The sequence below is a fragment of the Brevundimonas sp. genome (assembly GCF_013912005.1).
Classification (GTDB): domain Bacteria; phylum Pseudomonadota; class Alphaproteobacteria; order Caulobacterales; family Caulobacteraceae; genus Brevundimonas.
Genome location: NZ_JACESB010000003.1, coordinates 144,881 through 170,909 on the forward strand (window position 1 = coordinate 144,881; position 26,029 = coordinate 170,909).

20 protein-coding genes are annotated in these 26,029 nt (G+C 71.3%); 7 read left to right on the top strand and 13 right to left on the bottom strand.

Going from position 1 to position 26,029, the window contains the following annotated elements; all coding sequences use genetic code 11:
- Nucleotides 1–108: 108 nt before the first annotated feature.
- The 4 genes from sucD to H2038_RS03830 all read right to left on the bottom strand — a co-directional run bounded on the left by sucD (nucleotide 109) and on the right by H2038_RS03830 (nucleotide 6,185).
- Nucleotides 109–1,011, bottom strand: a complete 903-nt coding sequence (gene sucD / locus H2038_RS03815; RefSeq protein WP_292109319.1) for a succinate--CoA ligase subunit alpha — start codon at nucleotides 1,009–1,011, stop codon at nucleotides 109–111.
- 53 nt (nucleotides 1,012–1,064) lie between these two features.
- Nucleotides 1,065–2,255 carry an ADP-forming succinate--CoA ligase subunit beta gene (sucC, locus tag H2038_RS03820; protein ID WP_292109321.1) on the bottom strand — a complete coding sequence of 397 codons (1,191 nt, stop codon included), beginning with the start codon at nucleotides 2,253–2,255 and terminating at the stop codon, nucleotides 1,065–1,067.
- Nucleotides 2,256–2,328: 73 nt separating this feature from the next.
- Nucleotides 2,329–3,834 (bottom strand): MFS transporter, encoded by a 1,506-nt coding sequence (locus H2038_RS03825; protein WP_292109323.1) that lies wholly within the window; start codon nucleotides 3,832–3,834, stop codon nucleotides 2,329–2,331.
- 119 nt (nucleotides 3,835–3,953) lie between these two features.
- Nucleotides 3,954–6,185, bottom strand: coding sequence for a TonB-dependent receptor (locus tag H2038_RS03830; RefSeq protein ID WP_292109325.1), 2,232 nt, complete (start codon nucleotides 6,183–6,185; stop codon nucleotides 3,954–3,956).
- A 173-nt stretch (nucleotides 6,186–6,358) separates the two neighbouring features.
- Between H2038_RS03830 and H2038_RS03835 the strand changes: the two genes are divergently transcribed.
- The gene (locus tag H2038_RS03835; RefSeq protein ID WP_292109327.1) at nucleotides 6,359–7,093 is read left to right on the top strand and encodes a TetR/AcrR family transcriptional regulator; all 735 of its coding nucleotides are present in this window, start codon (nucleotides 6,359–6,361) and stop codon (nucleotides 7,091–7,093) included.
- Nucleotides 7,090–7,869: a LytTR family DNA-binding domain-containing protein gene (locus tag H2038_RS03840; RefSeq protein WP_292109329.1), complete on the top strand. Its 780-nt coding sequence runs from the start codon at nucleotides 7,090–7,092 to the stop codon at nucleotides 7,867–7,869. Before H2038_RS03835 ends, H2038_RS03840 begins: the two co-directional genes overlap by 4 nt.
- Here H2038_RS03840 and H2038_RS03845 read toward each other — a convergent pair.
- The 4 genes from H2038_RS03845 to H2038_RS03860 form a co-directional block, all read right to left on the bottom strand.
- A complete protein-coding gene (locus H2038_RS03845; RefSeq protein ID WP_292109331.1) occupies nucleotides 7,866–9,332 on the bottom strand; it encodes a carotenoid oxygenase family protein in 1,467 nt (488 codons plus the stop codon). The genes H2038_RS03840 and H2038_RS03845 overlap by 4 nt on opposite strands.
- Nucleotides 9,333–9,343: 11 nt before the next feature.
- The gene (locus H2038_RS03850) at nucleotides 9,344–9,766 is read right to left on the bottom strand and encodes a DUF2141 domain-containing protein (RefSeq protein WP_292109333.1); all 423 of its coding nucleotides are present in this window, start codon (nucleotides 9,764–9,766) and stop codon (nucleotides 9,344–9,346) included.
- A gap of 153 nt (nucleotides 9,767–9,919) precedes the next feature.
- A complete protein-coding gene (locus H2038_RS03855) occupies nucleotides 9,920–10,474 on the bottom strand; it encodes an ActR/PrrA/RegA family redox response regulator transcription factor (protein WP_292109335.1) in 555 nt (184 codons plus the stop codon).
- A gap of 43 nt (nucleotides 10,475–10,517) precedes the next feature.
- Complete coding sequence (locus H2038_RS03860) at nucleotides 10,518–12,017, bottom strand: ActS/PrrB/RegB family redox-sensitive histidine kinase (protein ID WP_292109337.1); 1,500 nt, start codon at nucleotides 12,015–12,017, stop codon at nucleotides 10,518–10,520.
- Nucleotides 12,018–12,070: 53 nt separating this feature from the next.
- On the opposite strand from H2038_RS03860, the gene H2038_RS03865 reads away from it, so the two are divergent.
- The 3 genes from H2038_RS03865 to H2038_RS03875 all read left to right on the top strand — a co-directional run bounded on the left by H2038_RS03865 (nucleotide 12,071) and on the right by H2038_RS03875 (nucleotide 14,760).
- Nucleotides 12,071–12,706 (top strand): SCO family protein, encoded by a 636-nt coding sequence (locus H2038_RS03865; protein ID WP_292109339.1) that lies wholly within the window; start codon nucleotides 12,071–12,073, stop codon nucleotides 12,704–12,706.
- Between the two features lie 94 nt (nucleotides 12,707–12,800).
- Nucleotides 12,801–14,078, top strand: coding sequence for a polyhydroxyalkanoate depolymerase (gene phaZ, locus H2038_RS03870; RefSeq protein WP_292109341.1), 1,278 nt, complete (start codon nucleotides 12,801–12,803; stop codon nucleotides 14,076–14,078).
- Complete coding sequence (locus H2038_RS03875) at nucleotides 14,047–14,760, top strand: SprT family zinc-dependent metalloprotease (protein WP_292109343.1); 714 nt, start codon at nucleotides 14,047–14,049, stop codon at nucleotides 14,758–14,760. Before phaZ ends, H2038_RS03875 begins: the two co-directional genes overlap by 32 nt.
- On the opposite strand, the gene H2038_RS03880 is transcribed toward H2038_RS03875, so the two are convergent.
- Nucleotides 14,757–16,868, bottom strand: coding sequence for a transglycosylase domain-containing protein (locus H2038_RS03880; protein WP_292109345.1), 2,112 nt, complete (start codon nucleotides 16,866–16,868; stop codon nucleotides 14,757–14,759). The genes H2038_RS03875 and H2038_RS03880 overlap by 4 nt on opposite strands.
- Before the next feature lie 118 nt (nucleotides 16,869–16,986).
- A complete protein-coding gene (locus H2038_RS03885) occupies nucleotides 16,987–17,931 on the bottom strand; it encodes an alpha/beta hydrolase (protein WP_292109347.1) in 945 nt (314 codons plus the stop codon).
- Nucleotides 17,932–18,054: 123 nt separating this feature from the next.
- On the opposite strand from H2038_RS03885, the gene H2038_RS03890 reads away from it, so the two are divergent.
- Complete coding sequence (locus tag H2038_RS03890) at nucleotides 18,055–19,170, top strand: aromatic ring-hydroxylating dioxygenase subunit alpha (protein WP_292109349.1); 1,116 nt, start codon at nucleotides 18,055–18,057, stop codon at nucleotides 19,168–19,170.
- A gap of 48 nt (nucleotides 19,171–19,218) precedes the next feature.
- On the opposite strand, the gene H2038_RS03895 is transcribed toward H2038_RS03890, so the two are convergent.
- Both H2038_RS03895 and H2038_RS03900 read right to left on the bottom strand, forming a co-directional pair.
- Complete coding sequence (locus H2038_RS03895) at nucleotides 19,219–19,851, bottom strand: TetR/AcrR family transcriptional regulator (protein ID WP_292109351.1); 633 nt, start codon at nucleotides 19,849–19,851, stop codon at nucleotides 19,219–19,221.
- Nucleotides 19,852–20,106: 255 nt separating this feature from the next.
- Nucleotides 20,107–21,933: a cation:proton antiporter gene (locus H2038_RS03900; protein ID WP_292109353.1), complete on the bottom strand. Its 1,827-nt coding sequence runs from the start codon at nucleotides 21,931–21,933 to the stop codon at nucleotides 20,107–20,109.
- 175 nt (nucleotides 21,934–22,108) lie between these two features.
- Between H2038_RS03900 and H2038_RS03905 the strand changes: the two genes are divergently transcribed.
- Complete coding sequence (locus tag H2038_RS03905; protein WP_292109355.1) at nucleotides 22,109–24,235, top strand: M13-type metalloendopeptidase; 2,127 nt, start codon at nucleotides 22,109–22,111, stop codon at nucleotides 24,233–24,235.
- A gap of 278 nt (nucleotides 24,236–24,513) precedes the next feature.
- Here the strand turns inward: H2038_RS03905 and hisS are convergent, their stop codons facing one another.
- Nucleotides 24,514–26,007: a histidine--tRNA ligase gene (hisS, locus tag H2038_RS03910; RefSeq protein WP_292109357.1), complete on the bottom strand. Its 1,494-nt coding sequence runs from the start codon at nucleotides 26,005–26,007 to the stop codon at nucleotides 24,514–24,516.
- Between the last annotated feature and the right edge of the window lie 22 nt (nucleotides 26,008–26,029).

Sequence of the window (26,029 nt, forward strand, 5' to 3'; positions counted from 1 at the left end):
CCGGCGAAATTCGCACGATTTTGCCCCACAAGCGGGACATACGGCGACCTCCGGAAACGACAAAGCCCCCGGCGGTCCGGGGGCTTCGCGGCGTCGGGCGGCGGTCGATCAGCCCTTCAGCACTTCCACCAGTGTCGCCCCCAGCCGGGCCGGCGACGGCGAGACGCGGATGCCGGCGGCCTCCATGGCGGCGATCTTGGACTCCGCGTCGCCCTTGCCGCCCGAGACCACGGCCCCGGCGTGACCCATGGTCCGCCCCTTCGGCGCGGTCCGGCCGGCGATGAAGCCGGCCATCGGCTTGCTGCGGCCCTTCTTCGCCTCGTCGATCAGGAACTGGGCGGCCTCCTCCTCGGCCGCGCCGCCGATCTCGCCGATCATGATGATCGACTCGGTGGCCGGGTCGGCGAGGAACAGCTCCAGCACGTCGATGAACTCGGTGCCCTTGACCGGGTCGCCGCCGATGCCGACCGCGGTGGTCTGGCCGAGCCCCTCGTTGGTGGTCTGGAACACCGCCTCATAGGTCAGGGTGCCCGAGCGCGACACCACGCCGACCGAGCCCTTCTTGAAGATCGAGCCCGGCATGATGCCGATCTTGCACTCTTCCGGGGTCAGGATGCCCGGGCAGTTCGGGCCCAGCAGCCGCGACTTCGACTTCTCCAGCCGCGCCTTGACCCGCACCATGTCCAGCACCGGAATGCCCTCGGTGATGCAGGTGATGAAGGGGATCTCGGCGTCGATGGCCTCGATGATGGCGTCCGCGGCGCCCGCCGGCGGCACATAGATGACCGAGGCGTCGGCGCCGGTCGCTTCCTTCGCTTCCGCCACGCTGGCGAAGATCGGCAGGGTCTCGCCCTCCGACCCGTGCCACAGCTCGCCGCCCTTCTTCGGGTGCACGCCGCCGACCATCTTCGTCCCGTAGTAGCGAAGCGCCTGTTCGGTGTGGAAGGTCCCGGTCTTGCCGGTCAGGCCCTGGACGATGACCTTGGTGTTCTTGTCGACGAGGATGGACATGGATCTGCTCTGATTATTCGGTCAGCGGGACGGTCGGTGGCGGGCCCGCAGGCTCAGCCGACCGCCGCGACGATCTTCTGGGCGGCGTCGTCGAGGTCGTCCGCGGCGGTGATGGCCAGGCCCGACTCATTGAGGATGCGCTTGCCCTCGTCGACGTTGGTGCCTTCGAGGCGGACCACCAGCGGCACCTTCAGACCGACTTCCTTCACCGCGGCGACCACGCCCTCGGCGATGACGTCGCAGCGCATGATGCCGCCGAAGATGTTGACCAGGATGCCCTGCACGGCCGGGTCGGCGGTGATGATCTTGAAGGCCGCCGCCACCTTCTCCTTGGAGGCGCCGCCGCCGACGTCGCAGAAGTTGGCCGGCTCCTTGCCGTACAGCTTGATGATGTCCATCGTCGCCATGGCCAGGCCGGCGCCGTTGACCATGCAGCCGATGTTGCCGTCCAGGGCGACGTAGGCGAGGTCCCACTTCGAGGCCTCGATCTCCTTCGGATCCTCCTCGGTCTCGTCCCGCAGCGCCAGCATGTCCGGGTGGCGGAACAGGGCGTTGCCGTCGAAGCTGACCTTGGCGTCCAGCACGCGCAGACGGCCGTTCTCCATGACGATCAGCGGATTGACCTCGAGCAGGCTCATGTCCTTCTCGACGAAGGCCCGGTACAGCGTCGGGAACAGGGTCTCGCCGTCCTGGGCGGCCGGACCGTCCAGCTTCAGCGCCGCGTTGATCTTCGCCACGTCGGCGGCGGTGACGCCGGCCTCCGGGTCGATGGCCACGGTGACGATCTTCTCGGGCGTGTCGTGGGCGACCGCCTCGATATCCATGCCGCCCTCGGTCGAGACCAAGAAGGAGACGCGGCCGGTGGCGCGGTCGACCAGCAGCGAGCAGTACAGCTCGCGGGCGATGTCGGCGCCGTCCTCGATGTACAGCCGGTTGACCTGCTTGCCGGCCGGGCCGGTCTGGGCGGTCACCAGGGTGTTGCCCAGCATCTCGCGGGCGTGGGCGACGGCCTCCTCGACCGACTTCGCCAGGCGCACGCCGCCCTTGGCGTCGGGGCCGAGCTCCTTGAACTTGCCCTTGCCGCGGCCGCCGGCGTGGATCTGCGACTTCACCACATAGAGCGGGCCGGGCAGCGACTTCGCCGCGGCCTCGGCCTCGTCCGCCGAGGTGATGGCGACGCCGGCCGCGACCGGAGCGCCGAAGCCCTTCAGGACCTGCTTGGCCTGGTACTCGTGGATGTTCATGGAAAGCCGCCGAACGCTGGGAGGAGTTGGGCGGCCTTATAGGGGGTGCGGCTTCGCAGGCGCAACCGCCCCCTCAGTCGACCCAGTCCCGCTTCAGGGTGCGCGAGGCGCCGATCAGCAGGACGGAGGCCAGCACATAGAAGCCCATGCCCGTGTAGATGGCCCAGCGCAGGCTCTCGTCGCCGAAGCGCGGGGCCAGCAGGTCGCTCATCCAGCCGAAGTAGTAGAAGCCGACCGCGATGCCGAGCAGGTTGTTGATCAGCAGGAACAGGGCCGAGGCGGTGGAGCGCATCGGCGCCGGCACGAGGTGCTGGACCGCCGCGGTCACCGGTCCCAGCCAGGCCAGATTCAGCCCGGTCGGGATCAGGAAGATCAGGAAGGCGAGGATCAGCTGCTGCGCGTTGGTGCCGCCGCCCGGCAGCACCAGTCCGATGATCCAGGGCGCGTTCATCGCCGCGATGAACAGGGGCGCCGAGATCAGGAAGGCGATCGCCGGGGTCAGCGGATAGGCGCCCTTCCCCCGGCGGGACAGCCGGTCGGCGATCGCGCCGCCCAGCCAGATGCCGAGCAGGCCGCCGATCAGGGCGATGCCGGCGTAGTACCAGCTGACCTGCTTCAGGGTCAGGTCGAAGCTGCGCATGAAGAACAGCGGCAGCCAGCCGGCGACGCCATAGCCGCAGACCGAGGAGGAGGCCGCCCCGAGCGCCAGCAGCCAGAAGCTCGGCTTGGGGATCACCGCCGAGGCGGTGCGGCGGGCGATCATCAGCGAGACCCCGATCACGCCCGCGAGCAGGCCGCCGAAGGCCCAGACCAGCGGGTTGCCCAGCTCGAGACCGGCGAACCGCCCCAGGGCGGCGAGCGCGAGGGCGCCGGCGCCCAGCCCCAGCATGACGAGGGCGGCCGTGCGGCCGATCCGGTCTGCGCCGGCGACCGGCGGGGCCGCGGCGGCGGCGATCTGCGCCTCCGTGCGGGCGGCGTCCGTCCCGCCCCGCTGCGGATCGCGCACCGTCAGGCGCAGCAGCGGCGCGAGCACCAGGCCGATCAGGCCGACGACGATGAACGCGGTGCGCCACCCGTACTCGGCGGCGAGCAGGCCGCCGACGAGGGTGCCGGCCGCCGTCCCCAGCGGAATGCCGAAGGCGAAGCCCGCCAGCGCCCGCGCGCGCTGGTGCGGCGGGAAATAGTCCGAGATCAGGGAGTAGGCCGGAGCCACGCCGCCGGCTTCGCCGACGCCGACGCCCATCCGGAACAGGAACAGCTGCCCGAAGGACCCGGCCACCCCGCACAGGGCGGTGAAGCCGGACCACACCGCCAGCGCGCCGGTCATGATCCACACCCGGCTGAACCGGTCCGCCAGCCAGGCCAGGGGAATGGCCAGCGTCGAATAGACCGAGGCGAAGGCGATGCCGCCCAGCAGGCCGAACTGGCTGTCGGAGAGCCCGAACTCGGCCTTCAGCGGCGCCGCGAGGATGCCGATGATCTGCCGGTCCAGGAAGTTCAGCATGTAGACGAGGATCAGCACCGCCAGCACGTAGAAGCGGTATCCCGGGCGGGCCGGGGCGACGGCGTCCGTGGTCATGGCTTTCCCTCCGACAAGGTTCGAACCCTAGCGGCGCCGCACCGGCGCGCCAGAAGAAAAAATGGGCGGCGGCTCGTCAGAACCGCCGCCCGGATCAGAAGCGATCAGGCTTCAGGAGATCAGAACTTGAGGCCGACGCGGGCCGTCAGGGTCCGGGGAGCGCCGTAGAACGCCGACACGGAGTCGCCGGTCGCCGCGCCCGGGAAGTTGTAGCCGCCGGTCTTGTAGCGCTCGTCCGACAGGTTCTTGCCGTGCAGGCCGAGGGTCCAGCGATCGTTGGCCGAGGTCCAGACCAGGCTCGCGTCGTAGAGCCAGTAGGCCTCCTGGTCGAGCAGCGGCGCCGGCGTTTCGAACTGCTGGTAGTCGCCGCGGTAGGCGGCCGACGGGGTGAAGGCGATCTGGGAGCCGTTGGCGAACCAGTGGGTCCAGGTGGCGCTGATCGCGCCCGTCCACTCCGGCGTGTTCTGGAAGTCGCGCTGGTCGGACACGTCGACGAAGCAGCCCGGCAGGGTCGGGCAGGTCGTGTTCAGCGGCCCGGTCGGGATGTAGGCGAGGAATTCGTCGAACTGGGCGTCGATGTAGCTCAGCATCCCGTTGATCACGAGATTGTCGCTGACCCGCAGCGAACCCTCGAACTCCCAGCCGCGGATCGACGAGGAGCCGACGTTGTCGACCACCGAGGCCACCGTCGCGCCGGCGGGGTACTGGGTGGTGATCTGCTGGTCCTCATAGGAGGAGTCGAAGATCGCCGTGGCGAAGTTCAGGCGGTCGAACACCGTTCCCTTCAGCCCGATCTCGATCGTCTCGACCGTCTCCGGATCGTAGCCCAGCACGGTGTCGGGATAGAGCACCGCATCGCCGCGCATGTCGAAGCCGCCCGACTTGAAGCCGCGGCTCCACGAAGCATAGGTCGTGAAGTCGGGGCTCAGCTCGTAGGAGACGCTGACGCGGGGCGTGAATTCCTCGAACTCACGGGTGTCGGTGTAGTTGGTCCGCGGCGCGCCGAGGGGAACGGCCGAAGGGTTGCCGAAGAGCGGGCTGCGGATGCCGAGGTACTGCTGGCGGAACACCGTGCCGGTCTTCTCGTCGTGCGTGAAGCGGCCGCCGGCCGACACGGACAGGGCGTCGGTGAGGTCGTAGGTGACGTCCGCGAACGCCGACCAGCTCTTGGTGTCGACGCTGCCCGAGGTCAGGGTGGTCAGGTTGAAGTTGCCCACGACCGTGTCGAACGCGCCCGAGGCCGTGGCGTCGAGATAGAACAGCCCGGCGACGCCCGACCAGCGGTCGCCCTCGAACAGCGCCTGGAACTCCTGACTGAACTGGTCGTCGTCGTACTGCGCCGGGATGTCGAGGATCGGCCCCGGGAGGTTGTCGAAGTCGATGTTGCCGCGCGTCGAGCCGTCACGATAGGCGGTGATCGACTTCAGGGTGAGCCAGTCGTTGACCGTCCATTCGCCGGTCAGCGACAGACCGCGCGTCTCCACCCGGTTGCGGTCGCCCGCCCCGGCGCGGGTGTCGTACTCGTCCTCGAGCACCGGCGCCGCCTCGCGGTGGCCGTGGCGGGCGTTCGAATTGTCCTGCACCCAGTCCCCGGCGAGGCGGAAGAAGAGGCTGTCGGTCGGCGTCCATTCGGCGCTCAGGCGAGCGGCGGAAACGTCCTTGTTGTAGTGCTGGGTGCCGGTGTTGAGGTTCTCGCCGAAGCCGTCGCGCAGATAGCGCGCCGCGGCGGCGGAGACCCCGAAACGGTCGTTGACCGGCACCGAGAGGCTGGCCATGGCGTCGAACTGGTTGTAGCTGCCGTAGGCCGAACGCAGCTCCAGCTCCGGCTCGTCCCCGATCCGGCGCGTGACGTACTTGATCGCCCCGCCGATGGTGTTGCGGCCGTACAGGGTGCCCTGCGGCCCGCGCAGCACCTCGATCCGCTCGACGTCGAAGATGTCCAGCACAGCCGCCTGCGGACGGGCGACGTAGACGTCGTCGATATAGAGGCCCACGCCCGGGTCGAAGCCCCAGAGCGGATCCTGCTGACCGACGCCGCGGATGAACGAGATCAGGGTGGAGTTGGACCCCCGCGCCGAGTTCAGCGTCAGGCTGGGGGTGGAGCGCGCCAGCTCGGTGATGTCCACCGCGCCCCGGCTCTCGAGGGCTTCGCCCGAGACGGCGGTCACGGCGATCGGCACGTCCTGCAGCGCTTCCTCGCGGCGGCGGGCGGTGACGACGATCTCGCCCAGCTGGCTGGCCTGCGGGTCCGTCTGGCCCGGCGAGGCCCCGGCGTCCTGCGCGACGGCGTAGCTGGACAGCGCGCCCCAGGCGGCGCCGGCGAGCAAGGCGGATTTCACGATACGGTTCATTGCAGCCCCAATCCTGATGTTTCCGTGAGACGCTTTTATTCAGCGTTCAATGATTTTCGCCGACGGTAATCGTTTTCGGGCGGCTGTCAAACGGCCGCGCTTGCGGGCTTCACGTCGAGCGGCGATCTGTGGCGCCGTTGCACAGGCGGGGCGGACCGGCCTAGCGTTCGCCCATGACCCGACTGGACGCGCCGCCTTCCCCCCTCGCCCCGCGGTCCGCCCGCCGCGGCCGACCGCCGAAGGCCGCCGCGGCGGGGGCCTCGGACACCCGCGAGTCGATCCTCGACGCCGCCGAGGACCTGTTCTCCAAGCACGGCTTCTACGGCGTGACGATCCGCGAGGTCGCCCGGGAGGCCGGCGTCGATACGGCCCTGGTGCACTACTACTTCGGGGCCAAGCGCGACCTGTTCGACGCCGTCTTCCTGCGGCGGGCGGAGGTCTGGAACAACGAACGGGTGGAGGCCATCAACCGCTACGCCCGCGAGGCGGGCCCGGGCGGCATGACCCTGGAGGGGCTGCTGGAGGCCTTCCTGCGGCCGCCGTTCCAATGGTCGCTGAAGGGCGGGCCGGGCTGGAAGCACTACGCCGCCCTGGTCGCCCAGACCAACGCCAACCCGGCGTTCGGCGGCGAAACCATGGCCCGGTATTTCGACCCGGCGATCCGGAGGCTGATCGAGCTGATCCGGCAGATCCTGCCGGAGGCGCGGGAGGTCGACCTCTACTGGGCCTGGCACAATCTTTCAGGCGCGCTCACCCTGACGCTGGGCGAGACCGGACGGCTGGACCGCCTCTCCGGCGGCCTGTGCCGCTCGGGCGATCTCGAAAGCGCCTGCGACTACATGGTGCGGTTCGCCTCGGCGGGCTTCCGCGCCGTATGCGGCGGCGCGACGGAGCCGGCGGCCGGATGAGCGAGGCGGCGACCCGGGCAGAGCCCATCCGGCTGACCGTGGACCGCGCCCATGCCCGCGGTCTGATGATCTCGCTGGCGGGAGGGGCGGTGCTGGCGCTGACGGGCGCCTTCGGCATGGACGAGGTCCCGCTCGGCGTCCGCCTGACCTACTGGGCCTCGATGATGGCGATCGGCGCCCTCTGGGGGCACGCCTGCTCCCGCCTGGTGGAACGCTTCGTGGACTTCGACCGGCGACCGTGGCTGTCGGCCCTGGCGCTGACGGCGGTCATCTCCGGTCCGCTGTCGGTCATGGTCTGGGCGGCGACCGGCCGCTTCTTCGACGATGATCGTGCGCTCGACTGGTCGCGCCTGCCGGACTTCCTGGGGCCGGTGACGCTGGTCACAGGGGTGCTCTCCACCCTCAACATCTTCCTGGGTCGGGCGCCCGTGCAGACCCACGCCGCCCCGGCGGGAGCCGCTCCGTCGCGGTTCCCCGACCGCCTGCCCCCGCGTCTGCGCGGCGCCGCGATCCGCGCCGTCCAGTCGGAGGACCACTACCTGCGCATCCACACGGATCGCGGCTCGGACCTGATCCTGATGCGGCTGTCCGACGCCCTGGCCGAGCTCGAAGGTCTGGAAGGGGCGCAGACCCACCGCAGCTGGTGGGTCGCCCGTGACGCCGTTCGCGACGTGCGCCGGCGCGAAGGCCGGGCGACCCTCACGCTTGAGGGCGGGCTGGAAGCGCCGGTCAGCCGCCGCTACGCCCGCGCCCTCCGCGCGGCCGGCTGGTACTAGCCGGCCCAGGCTCCGTGGAATCCCGCCGGAAGGGCGAAGTCCGCCCGCCAGCTGCACAGCGGCCCGCTCGCGACGTCGCCGACATCGAAGACGTGCAGCTCGGTCACCCCGCGCGCGAGGTTGATCGAAGGCGCCACCAGCCAGGCCTCCGCCTCGCCGCTGCGGCCGGGCCGGGGAACCCACACCGGCTCCTCGACGATCATGGCCTCGCCGAAGTCGAAGCCGCTCGACCGTCCCGTCTCCCAGTCGTGCACGGCCAGTCCGGAGGGCAGGGGGCGCCCGCCCGTTTCGCCCGCGACATGGGAGGTGTAGCGGCGCCGCACGCCCGCCCGACGCGGATCGCTCTTCGGGAATTCTCCCGTGACCCCGGACGAGATCATGTCGGCGCGGCCGTCGGCGTGCAGGGTGACGAGACTCAGCTGCTGCGGCTCGCCCGGCACGCTGCCGCGGCCCTCCACCAGCACCCTGGCCCCCTCGACTGCGAAGGCGACGTCCCGACCGGCCGCCACGTCGAAGCGGATCGTCCCGTCCGCCTCCTCCCAGGCGTCGCCGAGGTGGAAGTAGCTGAACGCCGGCAGCTCGAAGAGGCGGGTCCGCGACAGGTCCGTCTTGTCGAGAACCAGCACCTGCGTGCCCAGCTCGGGTTTCCACCCGAACTGCGCCGCGAACGGCAGGGTGCGGCGCTCGAACACCCACGGCTGCAGCACGATCACCAGATGGCGCGCGGTGGCGGTGAAGTCGTGCATGTAGCTGGCCCGCGGCAGCCCGACGACCTCCGCCGTGTGCAGGCTGCGATCCGGGTTCAGCCGCCAGACGACCATCCGGTCTCCCCACAGGCCGATGTTCCAGATCGCGCCGTCCGGATCGAAGCGGGGGTGGGCCTGGAACGGCATGCCCTTCAGGTCGGCGCGCAGGGCGACGAAGCCGCGGGTCGACAGGTCGGCGGCGTCCATGGCGAGCGGCGACCCGCCCTCCCACAGCGCCCAGACCGCGTCGCCGGCGACCATCACGGCGGTGTTGGCCGAACTGGCGTCGTCGTTCGAACCGATCCGGGCGCGGGGGTCGCCCGGCGTGCCGAAGCCGGGCGTGACCACCGCGTCGAGCTCTGTCTCGAGACGACGCTTCGGCGTGTCGGCGAACCGGGCCTCAAGGGTCGCGGCGCCGTCGCGGACGCGGAAGGCGCGCATCAGTCCGTCGCCATCGAACCAGTGGGTGGCGCTTCCGCCCGGACGCCGGAACTTGCCCGGCCCGTTGCGGAACAGCGTCCCCTCGAACCCGACCGGCGCCCGGCCGTGGACGAGGCGCATCGCCCGCCGCGGCGCGTCGGCCTCGAGGTCGGCGGTGGCGAGCGACCAGTCGGCAGCGGCCTGCATGGCGGCCATGGCCCGGACGGTCTCGGGAGTCAGCACCGCGGCCGAGAGGGCGGCGGCGCCGGTCAGGAAGGCGCGGCGGGAGGCCTGCATCGTCCCCTCCCTCAGCGGATGCGGATGGTCTGGGCGACGTCGCCCGAGACGGCGAAGCGGGCCTGGTCCCAGCCCGCGGGGCCCATATTCCCCACCGCATTGTTGGAGAAGGCGTACGGCTCGACCGGCATGCCGAACGGGTTGACGTCCATCTCCCCGTCGCCGTCGATGTCGTGGAAGGCCTTCACCGCATAGTCGCCGGCCGGCAGATCGCGAAACACGGCCACGACCGGCGCGGTGGCGTCGAGCGCCGCGCGGGCGACCGGCCGCCCGGCCCGCCAGGCCGCCTCGGAGTCGTAAAGGGCGACCAGCACCCGCCCGCTCGAAGCGCCGGTCTCGAAGGTCAGGGTGGCGGCATGTCCGCCGTTCCGGGCGACGGCGGGCGGGGCGAAAAGGGTCAGGGCCGCCGCGGCGGCGCAGACGATGCGGATCATCTCGGTTCCTCCGGCGAGGCCCGACCGCGGGCCTCCGACGACCGGACGCTGGCGAGCCCGGCGCGGCGCCGCCACCCGGCTTTCAGGAACCGACGCGCCGCGTGCGCGAACGGAGCGCCCTGTCCGTTCGCGCTTCGCGAACGAGCGCGAGCGTCAGCGCGGCGCGCGCTTGGCGAGGATGCGCTGCAGGGTCCGGCGGTGCATGCCCAGGCGGCGCGCCGTCTCGGAGACGTTGTGGTCGCACAGCTCGTAGACCCGCTGGATGTGCTCCCAGCGCACCCGGTCGGCGCTCATCGGATTGGCGGGCGGCTCGGGGGCCTCGCCCGTGGCCAGCAGGGCCTTGACCACGTCGTCGGCGTCGGCCGGCTTCTGCAGGTAGTCCACGGCCCCGGCCTTCACCGCGGCCACCGCCGTGGCGATGGCGCCGTAGCCGGTGAGCATGACGATGCGGGCGTCCTCGCGGCGGTCGCGGATCGCCTCGACGACCTTGAGGCCGTTGCCGTCCTCCAGACGCATGTCCAGAACGGCGAAGGCGGGGGCCGAGGTCCTGAGGGCCTCGTTCGCCTCCGCCACAGAGGCGGCGGTGGTGACCTGGAACCCGCGACTCTCCAGCGCGCGTCCCATGCGGGTGCGCAGGGCGTTGTCGTCGTCGAGCAACAACAGGGACCTGTCCTCGAGCGCGGCGATCTGGGCTTCGGTATCGGTCATCACGTTCCTCCGTTCGCTCAAGTCGGGGTCCCGCCCGCCGGCGTCAAGCCTCGGCCGTGCGGTCCGGCGTCGCGGCCGGGGCCTCCAGCGCCGGCCGGGCCCACCGCACCGAGACCTTCGCGCCCTTCGGCTGGCCGCGCCGGCCCTCGCCGGACCCGACGCTGACGCGGCCGCCGGTCCGCTCCAGAAGCGTGCGGGCGATGAAGAAGCCGAGCCCCATGCCGCCCTGGCTGGGGGCGATCGCCTCGGGCTCGGGGGCCGGCGGCTTGCGGCCCTTGCGCCCCGGAGCCGCCGCGGCGACGGAGGCGGCGATCTGGGCCGCCAGCGCCCGTCGCGCCTTCCCCTGCGGCCGGCTGGTCACATAGGGCTCGCCCAGCCGCGGCAGGATGTCGGCGGGGAACCCCGGCCCGTCGTCGACCACCTCCACGTCGATGAAGCCGGCGTCGACCAGCCCGCGCACGCGCACCCGGCTGGTGGCGAAGTCGGCGGCGTTCTCCACCAGGGTGGAGAGGCCGTGGATCACCTCGGGCAGGCGGCGCACGCGCGGCTCCGGCTCGCCGGAGGCGGTGCGGACCGACACCTCGAATGACAGGTCGAAGCCGCGATGCGGCTCGACGACCTCCTCCAGCAGGGCCTTCAGTCCCACCTCGGCGAAGGCGATCCCGCCTTCATCCGGCCGCTGCGACAGCCGCTTGAGGATGTCGCGGCAGCGTTCGGCCTGCTGCAGGATCAGGCCGGCGTCCTCGGCCGCCGCCGCGTTGCCGGCGGACTCGCGCAGCAGTTCGCGGGCCACCACCTGGATCGTGGCCAGGGGCGTGCCCAGTTCGTGCGCCGCCGCCGCCGCGAGGCCGCCCAGCGCCGCCATCCTCTGCTCGCGCTGCAGCACGTCCTGGGTCGTGGCGAGCGCCAGCTCCAGCTTTTCGGCGTCGGCGGCGACCCGCCAGGCGTAGGCGGCGGTGAAGACCACCCCGGTGGTCAGCGCCAGTCCGACGCCGAACCGGTACAGCGGCGGCAGGTCGATCTCGGTGCCCGCCTGCCAGGGCAGGGGCAGGGCGAAGAAGAACAGGCACACGGTGGCCGCCAGGACCATCAGCCCCATCAGCACCGCCTGCCGGGCCGGCAGCGAGGCCGCCGCCACGGTGACGGGCGCCACGAGCAGCAGGCAGAACGGGTTCTGCAGACCGCCCGTGAGGGCCAGCAGCATCGACAGCTGCAGGATGTCAAAGCCGAGGTGGGCGGCGGTGAGCGTGCCGTCGGCGTTGGCCCCCTCCGTGCGCCGCAGCCGCGCGGTGGCGTTCAGGTTCATCGCCACGCTGGCGGCGATGACGGCGAGGCAGCCCCACAGCGGCAGGTCGAAGTGGAACAAGGCCGTGGCGACCAGAACGGTGGCGCTCTGCCCGACGATCGCCATCCAGCGCAGGATGACCAGGGTCCGCAGAGAGAGGCCGCGGCTGCGGCGCGGCAGATTCCGCCAACCGGCGAAACGCCCGGCTTCGGAGGCGCCTGCGGCCTGCGGCGACGGATGATCTTCAGCAGGGTTCACGGCTCTTCTATAGACGGCTTCGTCCGCCGGGGGACTCCTGCCAGAGGTTCATGATGCCGCGTCGCTCCATCCTGCTGTTCGCCGGCGCCTGCATCGCCATCGCGGCGGCGCTGGCCATCGTCACCATCGTGGTCGTTCAGCGCGCCGGGCCCGCCCCCGACCCCCTGGGCGCCAGCCGCGACGTCGCGGCTACGGGCCAACCGCAGGTCGGCGGGCCGTTCCGGCTCGTCGACCAGGACGGCCGGACCGTCGACCAGTCCCTGCTCGAGGGCCGGTGGTCGCTGGTCTTCTTCGGCTTCACCTACTGCCCGGACTACTGCCCCACCACCCTGACCATGCTCGACGCCACCCTGCAGCGGCTGGGCGACCGCGCCGACGACGTGCAGATCGTCTTCATCACCGTGGATCCGGAGCGGGACTCGCCGCAGGCGCTGAAGGACTACCTGTCCTCGGAGGGCTTTCCGGAGGGCGTGATCGGCCTGACCGGCACGCCGCAGCAGATCGCCGACGTCGCCCGCCGCTACAAGGCGCCCTACCGCAAGGTCGGCGAGGGCGAGAACTATACGATGAACCACGGGCTGACGATCTACCTGATGGGGCCCGACGGCGAGTTCCGGACGCCGCTGGCCCATGATCTCGGGCCTGAGCGGGCGGCGCAGGTGATCGAGCGGGTGATGGCGCGCGGCTGACCCGCCGCGGTCCGCCCGCGCTGATAATCTTTTTGCAGCGCGGCGCGTTGTATGCTGCCCTGCCGCATACGGCGGGGGCCGTTCCAGGACACGCATGCTTTATACCCTTCACGAGCTCGCCTACGCCTCGGCGGCTCCCTTCCGGATCGGGGCCCAGTGGGCCCGCGACTTCTGGACCCATCCGTTCAATCCGGCCGCCGAGACCGCGCTGGGCCGCACCGCCTTCGCCTCGGCCGAGCTGTTCGAGAGCGTCACCCGCCGCTACGGCAAGCCGGCGTGGGGGCTTGAGACGGTGGAGATCGACGGCCGCAAGGTGCGCACCAGCGAACAGGTCATCTGGTCCTCGCCCTGGTGCCGTCTGGTGCGTTTCGCCCGCCACCTCGGCGACCTGAAGCGGGCGGGCAAGCCGACCGTGGCCCCGGCGGTGCTGATCGTCGCGCCGCTGTCGGGCCACTACGCCACCCTGCTGCGCGGCACGGTCGAGACCTTCCTGCAGGACCACGACGTGTACGTCACCGACTGGGCCAACGCCCGGCAGGTGCCCATGCTGGAGGGCCGCTTCGACTTCTTCGACTACATCGACCACGTGCGCACGATGCTGGCCCAGATCGGGCCGCGCGCCCACGTCGTCGGGGTCTGCCAGCCGGGGCCGCCGGTGCTGGCCGCCTGCGCCCTGATGGCCGAGGACGGCGACCCGAACCGCCCCGCCTCGATGACCTTCATGGGCTCGCCGATCGACGCCTGCCTGTCGCCGACGGAGATCAACGGCCTGGCCGAGGAGAAGCCGTTCACCTGGTTCCGGTCGAACATGATCCACACCGTGCCCTGGCCCTATCCGGGCTTCGGCCGGCGGGTCTACCCGGGCTTCGTGCAGCTCTACAGCTTCATGTCGATGAACGAGGAGCGCCACGTCGACGCGCACCGCGAGTACTTCCAGCACCTCGTCAACGGCGACGGCGACGGGGTCGAGAAGCACGAGGCCTTCTACAACGAGTACCTTTCGGTGCTGGACCTGACCGAGGAATTCTACCTCCAGACCATCGACATCGTGTTCCAGCAGCACCTGCTGCCGCGCGGCCTGCTGGAGCACCGCGGCCGCAGGGTGGACCTGACGAAGGTCACCGACATCGGGCTGATGACGGTCGAGGGCGAGAAGGACGACATCTCCGGCGTCGGCCAGACCCAGGCGGCGCACGCCCTGTGCCCGAACATCCCCGACGATCGCCGGGTCCTCTGGGTCCAGCCCGACGTCGGCCACTACGGGGTGTTCAACGGCCGCCGCTTCCGGGACGAGATCTATCCGCGGACCCGCGACTTCATCGCCCGCAACGAGGCGCTCAGTGTACCGGAACGGCCAGCGGCTGCCGCCTGAGACGCTGGGCGTCCCGGCCCGGCTGTCGGTCAATCCCCGCGCCCGGCGGCTGTCGATCCGCATCGACGGCCGGGCGGGAGAAGCCGTGCTGGTGGCCCCCAGCGAACGCAAGCTGGGCGAGGTCGTGGCCTTCGCCCGCGGCAAGACCGGCTGGATGCGCGACCGGCTCGCGGCGCGGCCCGACGGGACCCCGCTCGCCCCCGGCGGCGAACTGCTGCTGTTCGGGCGCCGCACACGCCTTGAAGCCACCGGCGGCGCGGGGGCGGCGCGGCTGGTCGAGGCGGCGGACGGACCGGCGATCCTGTCCGGCGGCGAGGGCGAGGCCTTCGCCCGGCGTGTCGAGAACCTGCTGAAGCGGCTGGCGCGGCAGGTGCTGGTCGAGCGGACGGAGCACCACCTGCGCGCCCTCGGCCAGCGGCCGGTGCGGGTCTCGATCACCGACGCCCGGTCGCGCTGGGGCTCGTGCAGCCCGCACAACCGCACCATCCGCTACAGCTGGCGGGTGATCATGGCCCCGCCCGCGGTGGCCGACTACCTGGCCGCGCACGAGGTCGCCCATCTCGTCCATGCCGACCACAGCCCCGCCTACTGGTCGGTGGTGCAGGGTCTCGTCGGCGACCACCGGCCGTTCCGGAAGTGGCTGCGCGAGCACGGCGCGGCCCTGCACGCCGTCGGCCGCTAGAAGAACAGCGGCTCCGGCTTCCTTTCCGGCGGCGCCGGCTCCGGCCGAGGCCCGGGCTCGTCGCGCCGCGGCTGTTCCGGCTGCGGCTGGGTGGGGCGCACGACCGGCGTGTCGTCGCGCCGCGGCGCCGGCTCGCGATCGGGGGCCTCGCCCGCAGCCGGCGGGAAGTCGTCTTCGGCCGGCGGGCTGTCGCCGAACAGGTCGCCGATCTGGCCGAGCAGGTTCTCGACCGGGTCGGGCGGCCGCCAGCCCTCGGGCATCGGCGGGCCGGCCGGGATGTCGGGCGCGTCGAGGCGAGGCAGGGCGGCCTGCATGAAGGCCTTCCAGATCGCCGCCGGCGACGAGCCGCCGGTGACGCCCCGCATCGGCGTATTGTCGTCCTTGCCGACCCAGACCGCCGTCACGAAGCCGCCCGTGTAGCCGACGAACCAGGCGTCCTTGTAGTCGGAGGTGGTGCCGGTCTTGCCCGCGAGATCGCGCCCGGCGATGGCCGCAGACCGGCCGGTGCCCGAGGTCATCACGCCGCGCAGCATCTGGTTCTGGTAGTACAGGAAGGGGTTGGTGATCGCCTGCACGGGGGAGCCGGCGCGGCTGGAGCGCTGGTAGATCACCCGCCCCTGGGGCGTGCGGATGCGGGTGATGCCGTGCGCCTGCACCCGCTTCCCGCCGTTGGCGAAGGCGTCATAGGCCTGCGCCATCTCCAGCGGAGAGACCTCCACCGCCCCCAGCGCCATGGCCGGCTCGAGGCCGATGCGACTGGTGACGCCCAGCCGCCGCGCGGTGCGGGCGACGTTGTCGCGTCCCACCTGGTCCGCCAGCCCGGCGGCGACGGTGTTGATCGACTGCGCCACCGCCTGGGACAGGGGCATCTCGCCGCGGAAGTCGTTGGTGTAGTTGCGCGGCGACCAGTTGCCGATCCGGATCGGGGCGTCGTTGACCCGCGTCTCGGGCGTGTAGCCGCTCTCCAGGGCGGTCAGGTAGACGAACGGCTTGAACGCCGAGCCGGCCTGCCGGCGGGCGTCGACCGCCCGGTTGAACTGGCTGTCCGCATAGGAGGCGCCGCCGATCATCGCCCGCACCCGGCCCTCGCCGTCCAGCGCCACCAGCGCCGCCTGCTGCACCCCGCGCGACTCGTCGCGATCGAGGATGCGGCGCACCGCCCGCTCGGCCTGGGTCTGCAGGGTGAGGTCCAGCGTCGTCTCGACGATCATGTCCTCGGTCGGCTCGCCGACCAGTTCGCGGATCTGCTTGTCCAGCCAGTCGACGAAGTACTGGGCGTGCTGGGTGGCGAGGGTGCGGGAGACGCGCACGGGCGCGGTCACCGCCTCGGCGCGCTGCTCCGGGGTGATGACCCCGGCCTCGACCATTTCGTCCAGCACCACGGTGGCGCGGGCCGCGGCCCGCTCGCTCTCCGACACCGGGGAATAGCGGGACGGCGCCTTGAGCAGGCCGGCCAGCAGGGCCGCCTCCCCCACCGTCAGGTCCTTGGCGCCCTTGTCGAAATAGCGCTGCGACGCCGCCTCGATGCCGTAGGCGCCGGCGCCGAAATAGACCCGGTTCAGATAGAGGGCGAGGATCTCCTCCTTGGAGAATTTCATCTCCAGCCACACGGCCAGCATCAGCTCCTGGACCTTGCGCTTCAGGTTCTGGTCCGGGCTGAGGAACAGGTTCTTGGCCAGCTGCTGGGTCAGGGTCGAGCCGCCCTGCACCACCCGCCCCGCCCGCATGTTGGCGGCGATGGCCCGGCTCATCCCGATCGGATCGAAGCCCGGATGGTAGTAGAAGCGCCGGTCCTCGATGGCGATGAAGGCCGCCGGCACATAGTCGGGCAGCGCCTCGAGATCCGCCGGCGGGGCCTGCTGCGAGCCGCGCACGGCGATCAGGGCCCCGTTGCGGTCCAGGTAGGTGATCGAGGGCTGTCGGTCGACGTTGTAGAGGGTCGAGGTGTCGGGCAGGTCGCGCGCGAACACCGCAAAGAAGACGACGAGGAAGATCAGGCCCCACACCGCCAGCACGGCGCCCCAGTAGAGCACGCGCTGGAGCGGCGTGCGCGCCGCCTTCCCGTCGCCGCCCGCGCCGCGACCGAAGTTGAAGCCGGAACCCGCCATCGAAACCTCTTCAAGCCGTCCGGCGGTCTTAGCCGGTCAAGCTGCGGACGGAAACGCCCCCGCGTCTCTCACGGGAGCGTGAGCGACGTTTCCGCCGAAACGATGGCCCGAAGCGGCGCTATTCTAAAAACGCGTTCACCTCGGCGGCGAAGACGGCCGGCTGGTCCAGCATGATGAAGTGGGCGCTGTCGTCGATGCGCTTCAGTTCGGCGCCCGGGAGGGTCGCGAAGGAGGCGCGGTAGACGCCGTCGGTGATCTCCGGCGTCATCCGGGGGTCGTTGAACTTCACGTACAGCACGGTGGTCGGGGCGGTGATGCGCGCCAGCTCCGGACGGAGGTCGGTGACGATCAGCTCGCGGAAGGCCGAGGCCGCCACCTGCTGGTCGCTGGCCTCCATGTCGCGGATCGGCCCGGCCCGCAGGCTCTCGGTGTTGATCATGCTGTTGATCGAGGCGGTCGCCTGGGCGTTGTAGGCCTCGCGCGAGCCGCCCGACATGCCGGCGTAGATCTGGTCCGCCACCGGGGTGACGCTCTCCGCCGTCGCGCCCGGCGCGCCGAACATCGCGCCCATGAAGGGGACCATGTCGACGACCATCAGCTTGCCGACGCTGTCGGGGTGGCGCGCCGCCAGCATCATGGCGATGGTGCCGCCCATCGAGTGGCCGATCACGGCCGGCTTCTCCAGTCCCTGTTCGGCGATGTAGCGGGCGAGGTCCTCGGCGACGGGCGCGGAGACCGGGCCGCTGGCGTTGTCCATGGCCGGCGCGCCGGCGAAGCCCTGCACATGCACCCGGTGGACCCGGTACCGGTCCTTCAGCGTGTCGGTCAGGGCCTGCCAGATCTCCGGCGAGGAGGTCAGTCCGGGCACCAGGATGACGTCGCCGACCGGGTGCTCCGGCCCGTCGACGCGGACGTGGAAGCGGCCGGACCGGAAAGCGGCGTGGGCGTGGCCGTGATCCGCGGGCGTCGCGGCGGAGCCGTGCGCGCCATGGTCCTGGGCGGCCGCGGGCGCGGCGACGGCGAGGACGGCGGCGGCGAGAACGGCCGGCAGGGGGAGGTTCATCGGGACGGTCTCCGTAGAGCGCCGGTCGCCGGCGCGATCTGCACTTTGTATCACAAAGTTCTTTCCGCGCAAGCGTAGCCGGCGGCTGGTCGCGGCGCGGAGAGCGAGCGTAGAATAGCAGTCATGACGCCGCCAGCCACAGCCTCCGTAGCCACCCCCCGCGAGCCGCGCACCCCGCCCGCCGCCTTCGGCAAGGGCTTCCTCCGCGACGCCTGGTACTTCGTCGCCCTGGCGCGCGACGTCGCGCCCGGTTCCCTGCGGCGTCAGGAGCTGCTGGGCGAACCGGTGCTGCTCGGCCGCACCCGGGCCGGCGAGGTCTTCGCCCTGCGCGACATCTGTCCGCACCGGGCGGCCCCCCTGTCCGCCGGACGCATCGTGGACAAGGGCGAGGGCGAAACGGTCGAGTGCCCCTATCACGGCTGGCGCTTCCGCACCGACGGCGGCTGCGCCGCCATCCCGTCGCTCGTCGAGTCCCAGGCCTTCGAGACAGACCGGATCCGCGTCCGCCGCTATCCGGTTCAGGAGAGCCAGGGACTGGTCTTCGTCTGGATGGGCTCGGACCCTCGCGGAGACGGCGAGCCCGACCACGAGCCGCCGCAGTTTCCCGGCGTGGTCGGCGGGGGCGCGAAGCTGGTCGAGTGGATGGAGTTCGACAGCCATATCGATCACGCCGTGATCGGTCTGATGGATCCGGCCCACGGTCCGTTCGTGCATCAACAGTGGTGGTGGCGCTCGGAGCATTCGATGCACGAGAAGGCCAAGGCCTTCGAGCCGCGCGAGCACGGCTTCGCCATGGTCCGCCACGCCCCCTCGTCCAACAGCCGGCTGTACCGGATTCTCGGCGGGGCGCCGGCGACGGAAATCACCTTCCGCCTGCCCGGCTATCGCTGGGAGCACATCCAGGTCGGGGAACGGCAGGTGCTGGCCCTGACCTGCCTCACGCCGATCACCGAAACGAAGACCCGCATCACCCAGATCTTCTGGTCCGATCACTGGGTGTTCGCCCTGGCCAGGCCCTTCCTGCGGCTGGGCGTGGTCGCCTTCCTGAAGCAGGACGGCGGCATGGTGAACCTGCAGAACGAAGGGCTGCGTTACGATCCGGCGCTGATCTGGATCGACGACGCCGACCGGCAGGCCAAGTGGTACCAGCAGCTCAAGCGCGAATGGGAGCGAAGCCGCGGCGAGGGGCGTCCCTTCGCCAACCCGGTGCAGCCGGCGGTGCTGCGCTGGAAAAGCTGAGGGCCGCGGCATCGCCGCGGCCCTCGCAGGTTCCTGAAGGCGTCGCGCCTACTGGCGGGCGAGGGCTCCGGCGAGGATCACATCGACCTGTCGGCCGAGCTGCTCGACCATCTGCTCCATGCTCCAGCCGTCATAGGCGGCGCGGCGGTAGTTCGACAGGAAGGCCCCGTAGATCAGCTCCGACAGCAGGTGCACGTCGGCGTCCTGGCGCAGTTCGCCCCCGCGGACGCCCCCCTGCAGCGCGTCGGTGACGACCGAGACCACCGGCTTGACGGCCTCCCGGGTGCGCATCTCGGCGGCCACCGGCTGGAACCACGAGCGGGCGACCACCGCCTGCACCAGCGGCAGCTGGTCGAGCGAGCCGTGGTAGGCGGCGGTCAGGGCGGCCACGACCCGGCCGCGAGCGGTCGTCTCGGCCGCGGAAGCCGAGCGCAGCGACTCGGCGAGCCTGGCCAGATCCTCGGTCAGGACCGCCTCGAACAGCTCGGCCTTGTCCTGGAAGTTGGCGAACACGGCGCCCGTCGACATGCCGGCGCCCCGGGCGATGTCGCGGATGGTGGCGGGCTCGTAGCCACGCTCCGCGAACAGGGCGCGGGCGGCGTCCAGCACCTTCTGGCGGGTGCGGACCTTGGCGGCCTGGCGGCGGTTCAGCCGCGGCGCTTCCACCTCGGCGTCGGACAACTCTGGGGGGGAGCTTTGGGCGATGTCTCGCATGAAAAGGGTACTCGACTAGGCGGCCGGCGCCGCCGGCAGGGAGGAAACGCCGGAAGAACTGATAAGGGGCTGGATGTTTCCGGGAAGCGCCGTCAGACGGCGCCGACGGCCCGGCGAAGCCCGGCACTCATCACGCAACGATGACCAAAATGGGGTCCCCGGGTTAACGCCTCCCGACCTTCCGGGGTTAACGGCCCGAGGCCTGAAGGACGCCGGCGCGGCTCAGCGTCGCAGGGTGGCGCGAAGCGCTCGCGGCGCGCGCGGCGCGTCGCTCTTGGGCATCGCGTCCTGGAACATCTTGCGGAACCGGTCGCGGCGTTCGTGGATCGACGCCAGGACCAGTCCCATCGGCACGCCGAGATCGACGAGGGTGTTCTCCGCCAGCTGAAGGCTGGCCTCGGTGGTCTCGGGAACCGCGTCGGTGACGCCCAGCTGGTACAGTCGCTGGGCGTGGCGGGAGTCGCGGGCCCGGGCGATGATGATGAGGTCCGGCCTCAGCGAGCGCGCCGTCGCGACCACCTCGTCCACCTTGGCCGGCGCATCCATGGTGACCACCAGCACCCGCGCGGCGTCGATCCCGCACAGGGCGAGAAACTCGGGTCGCCCCGCGTCTCCGTAGAATACGTTGGCGCCCTCCCGGCGACCCTTGGCCACGGTGGCGGCGTTGGAATCGACGGCCGTGAAGGCCTGGCCGTGCTCCGCCAGCATCTCCCCCACGAGACGGCCGACGCGCCCGAATCCGACGATGAGGACCTGTCCCGGGGCCGCGGTCGGGCTCAGGGCTTCGGCCGGCAGGTCGGGCGCCGCCGCCGGCTCCTGCACCAGACGCCGCGCGATGACCGCCATGAGCGGGATAGTGAAGATGCTGATCGTCGCGGCGAGCATGACCGTGCGGGTGAAGGCGGGCGAGGCGATGCCCTCGACCAGACCGGCCCCCAGGATGACGAAGGCGAACTCCCCCGCCGGTCCCAGCATCAGGGCCGTCTCGAGCGCGGTCCGGTTCTTCAGGCCCCACAGTCGCGCCGCCCCGAAGATCAGCACCGCCTTGAGCAGGGTCAGCAGGGCCGCCAGACCGAACACCGCCGCCGGATCCGCGGCGACCGCATCCAGGTCGAGGCCCAGGCCGACGCCGACGAAGAAGACGCCGAGCAGGAGGCCCTTGAACGGGTCGATGGCCAGCTCGACCTCGCGGCGGAACTCGGTCTCGGCCAGCAGCAGGCCGGCGACCAGCGCGCCCAGCCCCATCGACAGACCGGCGGCCTGGGCCGCGACGCCGGCCCCGACCACCACCAGCAGGCTGGCGGCCACGAACAGCTCGGCGCCCTGGCCCCGGCTCCGGGAGCGGGCGACCGAGCGGAACATCGGTCGGAGCACGAGCCGGCCGAGCACCACCAGCAGCGCCAGCCCCACCGCGGCCGGGATCAGGGTCAGAAGGGCCGGGCGAAGCACCGACGGGTCGAAGTCGCCCCCGCCGGCCATGGCCCGCGCCAGGGCGGCGAGGACCGTCACGGTGATGAGGATCGGCGCCACCGCCAGGTCCTGGGCGAGCAGCACGGCGAAGGTCGTGCGGCCGGCGGGAGCCGTGAGCCGGCCGCGCTCGGCCATGACCGGCATGACCACCGCCGTCGACGACAACGCCAGCCCCATGCCCAGCACCGCGGCGGACACCAGCGGCTGCCCCATCAGCATGAACACGGCGGCCAGTCCGCCGGCGCACACCGCCACCTGGGTGACGCCGAGGCCGAAGACCAGCCGGCGCATGGCCTTGAGGCGCTCCCAGGAGAGCTCCAGCCCGATCATGAACAGCAGAAAGGCGACGCCGAGCTCGGACAGCGCCCGCAGCTGTGCGGCGTCCGAAATGGTGATCCACGCGAGCCACGGGACCACGTCCGAGAAGCGCGCCAGACCGTCCGGCCCCAGCAGGACGCCAGCCGCGAGGAAGCCGAGCACCGGGCTGATGCGGAAGCGGCTGAACAACGGCACCATGACCCCGGCCGCGGCCAGGAAGACCACCAGATCGCTGTAGTCGCCGCCGCCGTGCCCGTTCATGCGTTCCCCTGCTTCGCGGCCACTATCCCGTCCGCCGGCCGCCGCGCCAAGGCCTGATCCGGGTCGGAGGCGGACTTCTCCGGTTCATGACAAAAAATTCAGACGACAGGGGACGGCCCGGGCGTAGGGTCCGGGCCGAAGCTCTCCCGAGAGGGGCGCGAAGTCGAGGAACCCCATGAAGAAATTGCTCATCGGCGCCGCGGTCGGCGCGCTCCTGCTGCCCGCCTCGGGCGCCCTGGCCCAGGATCACGACCACGCCTGCATCGACGAGGCCTGCACCGTCTTCGAGCTCTTCCAGAGCAGCGAACCGGGCGCCGCCGTCACCGGCTGGCAGGGCGTCGAGGCTCCCCGCTACGGAACCTGGGGCTTCGACCTCGCCGGGCGCGACATGTCGGTCGCGCCGGGCGACAGCTTCTTCCGCCACGCCAACGGCGCCGCCCTGGACCGGCTGGAGATTCCGTCGGACCGCACCTCCTACGGCTCCTTCGCCCTGCTGCGCGAGCTGTCCGACAACCGCCTGAAGGCGATGATCGAGGCGCTCGTGGCCCGCACCGACCTCGCCCCCGGCTCGGACGAGCAGAAGATCGCCGACGCCTATCGCTCCTACATGGACGAGGCGCGCATCGAGGCGCTCGACGCGCAGCCGCTGCAGCCCTACCTCGCCGCCATCCGCGCGGCCGATACGCACGACAAGCTGGCGGTCTACATGGGCGAGACCCAGGGCCGCGTCGGCGGATCGATCTTCGGCACGGGCATCACCATCGACCAGAAGGCGCCGACCCGCTACGTCGTGTCGACCGGCCAGTCGGGTCTGGGGCTGCCCAACCGCGACTACTATCTCGAAGAGCGGTGGGCCGAGAAGAAGGCCCTGTACCGCGCCTATATCGAGCGCATGCTGGGCATGATCGGCTGGGAGAATCCCGCCGCCGCGGCCGACGCCATCCTGGCCTTCGAGACCCGGATCGCCGAGGCGCACTGGACGCCGGTGCAGAACCGCAACCGCGACGAGACCTACAACGAGTACACCATCGCCCGGCTGGCGGCCGAGGCGCCGGGCTTCCCGTGGCAGGCCTACTACGACGCAGTCGGCGTGGGCGACGTGCCGCGGCTGATCGTCCGGCAGGACACCGCCATGCCGAAGATCGCGGCCATCTACGCCGAGACCCCGGTCGAGGTGATCCAGGCCTGGCAGGCCTTCCACACCACCGACGACGCCGCCGGCCGCCTGTCGCGCCGCTTCTCCGACGCCCAGTGGGAGTTCCGCTCGCGCGATCTGCAGGGACAGCCGGCCCAGCGCAGCCGCGACAAGCGGGCCATCAGCTTCGCCGAGGGCATGATGGGCGAGGCCATCGGCCGCCAGTACGTGGCCGAGTACTTCCCCGCCGAATCCAAGGCCAAGATGGAGGAGCTGGTCGCCAACCTGCGCACCGCGCTGGGCAACCGCATCAACACCTATGACTGGATGAGCGACGAGACCAAGGCCGCCGCCCAGGACAAGCTGGCCAAGTTCACGGTCAAGATCGGCTACCCGAACAAGTGGCGCGACTACTCCGGCCTGGAGATCCGCCCGGATGACCTGTTCGGCAACGCCGAACGGGCCGGGCTCTTCCAGTGGAACTACCAGCTCAACCGTCTGAACGACCCGGTCGACAAGGATGAGTGGGGCATGTTCCCGCAGACGGTCAACGCCTACTACAACTCGGCCAACAACGAGATCGTCTTCCCGGCCGCAATCCTGCAGCCGCCCTTCTTCGATCCGGACGCGGACCCGGCGGTCAACTATGGCGGCATCGGCGGCGTCATCGGTCACGAGATCGGTCACGGCTTCGACGACCAGGGCTCCAAGTCCGACGGCGACGGCGTGCTGCGCAACTGGTGGACGCCCGAGGACAAGGCCCGCTTCGAGGCGCTCACCACCCGCCTCGGCGCCCAGTACGACCAGTTCGAGCCGATCCCCGGCTTCCACGTCCAGGGCGGCCTGACCATGGGCGAAAACATCGGCGACGCCGCCGGCACGGCGGTGGGCCTCGAGGCCTACCACCTGTCGCTCAACGGCCAGCCGGCGCCGGTGATCGACGGCCTGACCGGCGACCAGCGCTTCTTCTACGGCTGGGCCCAGGTGTGGCAGTCCAAGTACCGCGACGACGCCCTGCGCCAGCAGATCGCCACCGATCCGCACAGCCCGGCCGAATTCCGGGTGATCGGGCCGCTGCGCAACATCGACGCCTGGTACGAGGCGTTCGACGTCCAGCCGGGCGCCAAATACTACCTGCCGCCGGAAGAGCGGGTGCGCATCTGGTAGGCGCGCGCCTGCATGGATACAAAGGCCGGAGCGGCGACGCTCCGGCCCTTCTTCCCTGAGGCCGCAGACGCAAAAAAGCCCGCCGCGGGGGATACGTCGCGGCGGGCTTTCTTTTCGCTCTCTGAGGAGCGGACGTTTCCTCCCCGAAACGCCTCCGGGCGGCTGCGGCGTCTTCACGCCGCGCTTCCCGAGTGACGACAGAAAGACGACAAATTTCGGCTCAAGTCAATCGACTGGCGCTCGGCGGCTCCGGATTTTCCTTTGTTATCAGCGATAACTCACGAAGCTGTGCGCGCCGCCTCGACGATGCCGCGCACCGTCGCCACGAGCTCGCCGCGGGGGACGATCCGCTGCCCCGGCCGCTCCGCCTTCCACGCCTCGTTGTCGACGACCCCGGCCGCCAGGGCCCGCCCCGCGTCGAGATCCTTGATCGTCACCTGCCCGGCCGCGATCTCGTCGCCGCCGAGGATGACGGCCGCCGGCGCGCCCCGCCGGTCGGCGTACTTCATCTGCGCCTTCATCCCGGCCCGCCCGAGGTAGAGCTCGGCCGGAACGCCGGCGTTGCGGAGCTCCGACACGGCGTCGAGATAGTGCTGCATGTCGGCCTCCGAGAAGACGATCACCACCACCGGCCCGCGGACGGCGTCCGCGTCGCCGCGGCCGGCGGCCCGCAGGGCGGAGGCGAGGCGCGAGACGCCGAACGAGAAGCCCGTCGCCGGAAGCCGCTCGCCGGTGAACCGCGCCACCAGGTCGTCGTAGCGCCCGCCCCCGCCGATCGAGCCGAAGCGCACGTTCCGGCCCCGGTCGTCGGTGGTCTCCAGCAGCAGCTCGGCCTCGAACACGGCGCCCGTATAGTACTCCAGCCCGCGCACGATGGTCGGATCGAAGCGCACCGCCGCCTCCTCCACCCGCATGGCGGACAGCGCCCGGTCGATGGCCGCCAGCTCCTCCAGCGCCGCCTCGCCGGCGGCGCCCAGGCCGCCCGCCCGCGCCACCGCCTCGAGCGTGGCCGCCCGCGACAGGTCGGCGTCCCCGGCCGAGGCCAGGAAGGCCTCGATGGTGGCGGCGACGCCCAGCGGCAGATTGGCCCCCTTCGTATAGTCGCCGGACTCGTCCAGCCGTCCCTCGCCCAGCAGGGCGGCGACGCCCTCCCAGCCCAGCCGGTCGAACTTGTCGATGGCCCGCAGCGCGGTCAGCTTCTGCGCCGGGTCGGTCACCCCGCCGGCCTCGAACAGGCCGTCGAACAGCTTGCGGTTCGAGACGCGGATGACGGCCTGTCCGGCCGCCAGGCCGGCGGCCTGCAGGCCCTCGCAGGCCATGGCGATGATTTCGGCGTCGGCCTCGGGGCGGTCCGACCCCACGGTGTCGGCGTCGCACTGGACGAACTCGCGGAAGCGGCCGGGACCCGGCTTCTCGTTGCGCCACACCGGCCCGAAGGCGTAGCGGCGGAACGGCTTGGGCAGGGTCTCCCAGTTCTGCGCCGCAAACCGGGCCAGCGGCGCGGTCAGGTCGTACCGCAGCGCCATCCACTGGTCGTCATCGTCCTGCAGGGCGAAGACGCCCTCGTTCGGCCGGTCGGCGTCGGGCAGGAACTTGCCGAGGGCGTCGGCGTACTCGAACGCCCCCGTCTCCAGCGGCTCGAAGCCCCAGCGTTCGTAGACGGCCGAGACCCGCTGCACGAGGCGGCGCTCGGCGACGAGGTCGCGGCCGCGGCGGTCGGCGAACCCCCGCGGATTGCGGGCTTCGGGGCGGGCGGCGGCGGCGTCGGTCATGCCGCGCGCTTAAGCCATCCCC